At 57.0% G+C, this 6,242-nt stretch carries 7 protein-coding genes; 2 read left to right on the forward strand and 5 right to left on the reverse strand.

Going from position 1 to position 6,242, the window contains the following annotated elements; translation table 11 throughout:
- Positions 1-277: peptidylprolyl isomerase (locus ACIQ5B_RS09770; RefSeq protein ID WP_397598850.1), on the reverse strand; the 277-nt coding region annotated here is incomplete at its 3' end.
- Positions 278-431: 154 nt separating this feature from the next.
- Here ACIQ5B_RS09770 and mgtE point away from each other — a divergent pair.
- On the forward strand, positions 432-1,841 hold the full coding sequence (gene mgtE, locus ACIQ5B_RS09775) for a magnesium transporter (RefSeq protein WP_397598851.1): 1,410 nt from the start codon (positions 432-434) through the stop codon (positions 1,839-1,841).
- A gap of 24 nt (positions 1,842-1,865) precedes the next feature.
- Positions 1,866-2,270: a DUF1489 domain-containing protein gene (locus ACIQ5B_RS09780; protein ID WP_397598852.1), complete on the forward strand. Its 405-nt coding sequence runs from the start codon at positions 1,866-1,868 to the stop codon at positions 2,268-2,270.
- Here ACIQ5B_RS09780 and ACIQ5B_RS09785 read toward each other — a convergent pair.
- From ACIQ5B_RS09785 to ACIQ5B_RS09800, 4 genes are read right to left on the reverse strand one after another with little or no spacing between them, the layout of a single operon-like run.
- A complete protein-coding gene (locus ACIQ5B_RS09785; protein WP_397598853.1) occupies positions 2,267-2,941 on the reverse strand; it encodes a DsbA family oxidoreductase in 675 nt (224 codons plus the stop codon). The genes ACIQ5B_RS09780 and ACIQ5B_RS09785 overlap by 4 nt on opposite strands.
- Positions 2,938-3,807 (reverse strand): NAD(+) diphosphatase, encoded by an 870-nt coding sequence (nudC, locus tag ACIQ5B_RS09790; RefSeq protein ID WP_397598854.1) that lies wholly within the window; start codon positions 3,805-3,807, stop codon positions 2,938-2,940. The genes ACIQ5B_RS09785 and nudC overlap by 4 nt, the downstream gene beginning before the upstream one ends.
- Positions 3,808-3,811: 4 nt before the next feature.
- Positions 3,812-5,116: a serine hydrolase domain-containing protein gene (locus ACIQ5B_RS09795; RefSeq protein ID WP_397598855.1), complete on the reverse strand. Its 1,305-nt coding sequence runs from the start codon at positions 5,114-5,116 to the stop codon at positions 3,812-3,814.
- Positions 5,113-6,186 (reverse strand): A/G-specific adenine glycosylase, encoded by a 1,074-nt coding sequence (locus ACIQ5B_RS09800; protein WP_397598856.1) that lies wholly within the window; start codon positions 6,184-6,186, stop codon positions 5,113-5,115. The genes ACIQ5B_RS09795 and ACIQ5B_RS09800 overlap by 4 nt, the downstream gene beginning before the upstream one ends.
- Between the last annotated feature and the right edge of the window lie 56 nt (positions 6,187-6,242).

Consider the following 6,242-nt stretch of genomic DNA (forward strand, 5'->3'; position numbering starts at 1 on the left):
CATTGGTCCGCGCCATGGAGCATACGCCGCGCACATGCGGTTCAGCGTTGAATTCCTGCGCCAGATTTGGCTTGGACGAACCGCCCATGCCAGTGCCGTTCGGGCAACCGCCCTGCGCCATGAATCCGGGAATCACGCGGTGGAACTTCACACCGTCGTAAAAGCCTTCACCAGCCAGTTCTTTGATACGGGCAACATGGTTTGGCGCCAGATCAGGGCGAAGTTTGATAACAACGTCGCCGCTGTCGAGCGAAAGGGTAAGCGTTTCATCGGCCATATATATAATCCTTTAGGCTGGGGAAATGTTGACGGTGCCCTAGGGGATGCATTGCGCTGGTGCAAAGCCAAAATCATTGCAATTTGACGCTGCAAGCTTAGGAGGGGCGCAATTACAACGTCCAGGCACAAAATTACGAATGGGAGGCCCGCACATGACAAGCGATATCGCCGACCCATTGACCATCGATACTGAAATTTTGGAGACGCTGGACGAAGACAACCGTCTGACCCGCGAATATGTCGATCGCGTGCTGGACGCCATGGAAGCAGGCGACGCCCAAGAAGTCTACCGGCTTGTCGAACCGCTCCACGAAGCCGACATTGCCGACCTTCTCGAGCTAACGCCGTCTGAACGGCGCGGCGACCTTGCCATCAGCATGGGCGAGCTGATGAGCGCCGAAGTGCTGGCTGAGGTCAATGACTATGTCCGCGAGGATATCATTGAAGCCTTGCCCGCCGCGCAGGTTGCTGGGCTTGCTGGACAGTTGGACACCGATGACGCGGTCGCGATCATCGAGGATATGGAAATAGAGGACCAGCAGGCCGTTCTTGCCGAGCTGGACCCCGAAGACCGCGCCGTCATCGAAGACGCGCTGTCCTACCCTGAAGAATCCGCTGGCCGTATCATGCAGCGCGAGCTTGTGGCGGTGCCAGAGCACATGACCGTGGGTCAGCTGATCGACTATCTGCGCGACCATCATGAGCTGACGACTGAGTTCTGGGAAGTGTTTGTCGTCGACCCGCAGCATAAGCCCGTGGGTACGTGCAAGCTTAGCTGGATCATGCGCAGCCAGCGCAAAGTTCCTGTCAGCGACATTATGAAGCACGAACAGACGCTGATTCCCGTTGATATGGATCAGGAAGAAGTCGCGCTTCGGTTCCAAAAATACGCGCTTATTTCTGCCGCTGTTGTTGATGGCGCGGGACGGCTCGTCGGTGTCATCACGGCCGATGACATCGTGCACATCATTCAGGAAGAAGCGGACGAGGATATCTTGCGCCTGTCCGGTGCCGGTGAAGGTGACATTAACGAGCCTATTTCCGACAGTTACAAGGCGCGTGTGCGCTGGTTGATTGCCAATCTCGGTACCGCGATGGTGGCCAGTTTCATCATCGCGCAATTTGGTGCAGCGATTGAAACCATGGTCGCATTGGCTGTGCTTATGCCCATTGTTGCCTCCATTGGTGGCAATGCAGGCACGCAGACGCTTGCGGTTACGGTGCGCGCGTTGGCGACCAATCAGCTTACACAATCGAATACGATGCGGTCGATCTGGCGCGAGATTCGTGTCGCCTTGCTCATTGGTGCAACGATTGCGGTGATTGCCGGAATCGGAGCGGGTCTAATTTTCGGCAATTGGCTGCTCGCGGGCGTCATTGCTGCGGCAATATTGTGCAATATTTCGCTCGCGGGATTGTCGGGCGTAGCCATTCCGGTGCTGCTGGACCGTTTGGATCAAGACCCCGCAGTTTCAAGCTCGATTTTTGTCACGATGATCACCGATTCGATGGGCTTCCTGATTTTCTTGGGGCTTGCGGTCTTCAGCGGTCTTGTCGGTTAACACTGCAGTTCCCGAATAACGCCCATGCCTCTTAACATGACCAAAATCGCGTTCGGCGCGGAAAGCCCGAAACATTTGCGCGATCGCCTCGCGGCCTATGCGCAGGATGGCGAAGTGCGCCTGACGACGCGTTATTTGCCCAAGCGCGTTGAGGAAATGGCGGGTGGATCGCTGTTCTGGATTCACACGCACACCATCATCGGCCGAAGCCCGATTTTGGGCTTTATGGAAAATGGCGCCGGTCGCCATTGGATCCGGCTTCAACCGCGCCTCATCGCTGTCCGTTCAACCCCAAAAAGGGCGCATCAGGGCTGGCGCTATCTTGAGGAAGCGAACACCCCGCCGGATCTCGATTCTGTCGAAACCGATGGTCGTGACGAAATGTCACCAAAGATGCTGAGTGAACTTATGAAGATGGGGCTGGTTTAAGCCGCTTCGCGTTTCGCGAGCACCTTGTTGATCACATCGGCAAAAGTCTCCGCGCTTTGTGCGCCCGGAACCATGAATTTTTGGTCAAAGATGATCGCGGGGACGCCGGTGATATTCTGGTCCATCCAATGCGCCATTTCCGCACGCACGCTTTCGGTCAACGCCGCGTCGGCAATCCATGCTGCCGCCACTGCGCGGTCCATCCCCTGCGCCTCGGCAATGTCACACAAGACTTCGGTGTCGCTCACATCGCGCCGGTCCTGAAAATAGGCCTTGAACAAAGCCATTTTCAGCTCCGTTTGCGCCTGCCAGCCGCGTTCACTCCCGAAAATCGTCAGCAGCTTATGCGCGTTGAACGTATTGTAGATGCGCATGCCCTCGCCATAGTTGAAGGCAAAACCCAAGCTATCGCCAATATCGCTCAGCCGTTGGCGGTTGGCGCGGCTCTGTTCGGGTGTGCTGCCATATTTGCGGGCAATATGTTCGGCGGTATCCTCGCCCTCAGGGGGCATATTCGGGTTGAGTTGAAACGGGTGCCAATGGGTTTCGACCGCAAGATCGCGGCCCACCAGCGTCAGCGCTTTTTCCACCTGCTTTAAACCGATGATGCACCATGGGCACACGACATCGGATACAATATCAATACGCAGCGGAACGGCGGCACCGGTCATTGCGACACCCAATATTTCAATAGGCTATGCGCAATCGCAAAAGGCGGCGGCGCATTGAAACGGCGGTCCGAAGCACCTTCCAGCGCAGCACGGGCTTCTTCCTTTGTGACCCACATGGCGTCTTCTATTTCGGTGGTGTCGAGGACCAGCGCATCGCTTTGCGCATCGGCGATGCATGCCATCATCAGTTGCGACCCACCAAATGGCCATGGCTGGCTGGTGACATAACGCACAGCGCCGCAGGTAACGCCGGCCTCTTCATGGATTTCACGGCGAACCGCTTCCTCCATGCTTTCACCGGGCTCCAAAAAGCCAGCGAGTGCCGAGTAATTTCCGGGCGGGAAGCGCGACTGGCGGCCCACGAGCGCTTTGCCTTCATACTCGGCAAGCATGATGACCACTGGGTCCGTGCGCGGAAAATGTTCCTTTGCGCAATTGCCGCATTTGCGGCCCCATCCTGCACGGAACAGCACGGTCGCATGTCCGCAACGTCCACAAAAACGATGGTTATTGTGCCATTCGATCAGGCTGCGCGCGGTGCCGTAAATTGCGGCATCTTCGGCAGGCAGCATGGACAAGGCACGCCAGATAGCGGGCGAACGGAATGCGTCTCCGGTCGCCTCAACGAGGGCGACAAAATGTGGCTTATCATCTGAAAGGCCAAGTAAGATCAGTTCTTCCGAACCATCCAGTTCAGCTATCGAATGCCAATGCAAGCCACCTGCGTCGCTTACGCGGGGGTCAAGGCCATCGAGACCCAAAACCCGTGCGCGCCAGTCAGCCAGCAAAGCGCCATAGGCTTCTGCATCATTGCGTACGCGGTCAGCGCGATCGAGCGGTGAGCCCGTAAACCCTGGCGACATCATCGGATCAGGCTGGCAGGCCAAGGTCCTTCAGGACCCATTTTGCGAAATTCTCGTGGAACGGATAGGCGTTGCTTGGCATATATTGCGCCATGCAAATCGCGCGCAGCTTGCGCTTGGGATCGACGAACGCAACGGTGCCGGCGGCACCACCCCAGCCGTACACACCTTCGTTCGCGCCCTTGCCAACGCGTCCGCCCGCGCCAAAGCCTGCGCCTGCTGCAAAGGTGCCGTCGGTTGATACGGCAGGGGGCAACAGGTCGGACATTGCGAGCGCAGCCGTTTTGGCCGACATAATCCGCACGCCATCCAGTTCACCATAATTGGCAAGCATGTTGAGGAACCGGTCATAATCGCGCGCCGAGCAGACCATGCCTGCACCCCCAAAGGCAAAGGCAGGCTTGTCGAGATAGATGCTCGTCGCCGCGGGATCGATTGGGAACAGAATGCCGTTCACGGGCGCATAGTTGGAAACCAATCGCGGTGTTTCCGACTTTGGCACTTGGAAATAGCTGCTGTTCATTTTCAGCGGCTCGAAAATGCGTGTCTTGAGGAAAGCCTCAAAATCCATACCGCTGGCAACTTCAATCACGCGGCCCAACAAATCGAGCGAGATGGAATAGCTCCATTTGGTTCCGGGCTCTGCAACCAACGGCAATTTGGCAAGCCGTTCCGAAAATGTCTTCAGATCGGGGGTCGGTGTGCTGGTTGGTTGGCCGGGGATAGGGAAGCGGCTGACGATGCCCGGCGTAATGCCGTTGTCCAGATAGGCCTGCAGCAACGGCCCCTTGGTGATGATGGAATATCCAAGACCAGCCGTATGCGTCAACAAGTGGCGAACCGTAATCTGGTTCTTGGCCGGAACCGCATCCATGCTTTTTTCAGGATCGGTCAACACCTTCATATTGGCGAATTCAGGCAGAAATTCGGAGATCGGCTGGTCAAGCTTCATCTTGCCTTCGCCAACCAAAATCATCGCGGCTATGCCCGTGATGGGCTTTGTCATCGAATAGACGCGCCATAATGTGTCGATATTGACAGGCGTTTTTTCGCCCAGTCCTTGCGTACCAACGGCAATGACGTCTGGCAGACCAGACGCACGGCCAATCGTTGCCAAAACACCCGGAAGCTTGCCCGATGAAACATAGCTGTCGAATTCAGCTTTAATCGTCGGGTATTTTTCGGCAGCCTGCGCCCAAGCCATTCCGGGCAAAAACGCACCAACGGCGCCGGCGCCTGCCAGTCGCCCGCCCCATGCGAGTAATCCGCGCCGACCCAACATGATCTGGCCTGTTGCTTGTACGTCCATCATCTCTCTCCTGCGTTCAAAACCGCCTCAGTCACTTTTCTGAATAGGGTCGGCAGACCAGCATTGTCGAGCGATTTTAGCGGCCACCATTCGCCCTCACCGGGGCCGTCAGCGTCCGCTGGCCATGACGTAACGGCAATGTTCAGGGTCAGGGAAAAATGCGTGAATATATGCGTAACCTGCGCTGGCAATTTTTGCCAATTGGCTGCCGCAGGTGGAATTGCGTCACCGTCGATGCGCGCTGTCCATTTGTCATCAGGCAATGCCCGCATGCCCGCAAGCAAGCCGCGATCATCACGGCGCAGCAGCCAGACATGCGCATCACGTTCAATCCAATACACATGTCCCGACCGATGCGGTTTCGCGCTTTTCGGCAATTTTGCAGGAAAGGTTTCGGGGTTGCCTGCACGAAAGGCAGCACATGCGGATTGGATGGGGCAGATCAGGCACGACGGCGATCGTACCGAACAGATACCCGCGCCCAGATCCATCATCGCCTGCGCGAAATCGCCTGCCCTCAGTTCCGGGGTAATGCTATCGGTAGCCTCGCGAATATGCGGCTTTGCCTGCGGCAGCGGCATTGATATCGCAAATAGCCGCGACACCACGCGCTCGACATTGGCGTCGACCACCACCGCGCGCCGCCCAAATGCAATCGCGGCAATCGCCGCTGCTGTGTAGGGACCGATTCCGGGCAGCTTCAGTAAATCTGCTTCATAAGAAGGCAATTGCCCCTGATATTCGGCAACGACCACGCGCGCGCATTTCAAAAGATTGCGGGCACGGGCATAATAACCAAGCCCGGCCCATGCGGCCATAACATCAGCATCATCGGCCGCAGCCAGCGCCGCAAAACTGGGCCACGTCTGGGTGAATGTGCGGAAATAGGCACCGACGGCGGCGACCGTGGTCTGCTGCAACATGATTTCCGACAACCAGACATGATATGGGTCCACGAAACCCTGCCCCGGCAATTTCCGCCATGGCAAGGTTCGGGCATGGACATCATAATGCGCCAGCAGACGCTCGGCGATATCCCCAGAATTCTGGTCAGTCTGTTGGACGGCAGGCATGTAAAATGGCATGGATTAGGTGATGGATAAAGGCAAGCCACCAACAGCGCCAAAGG

Source organism: Sphingorhabdus sp., from assembly GCF_044374345.1.
Taxonomy (GTDB): domain Bacteria; phylum Pseudomonadota; class Alphaproteobacteria; order Sphingomonadales; family Sphingomonadaceae; genus Sphingorhabdus_B.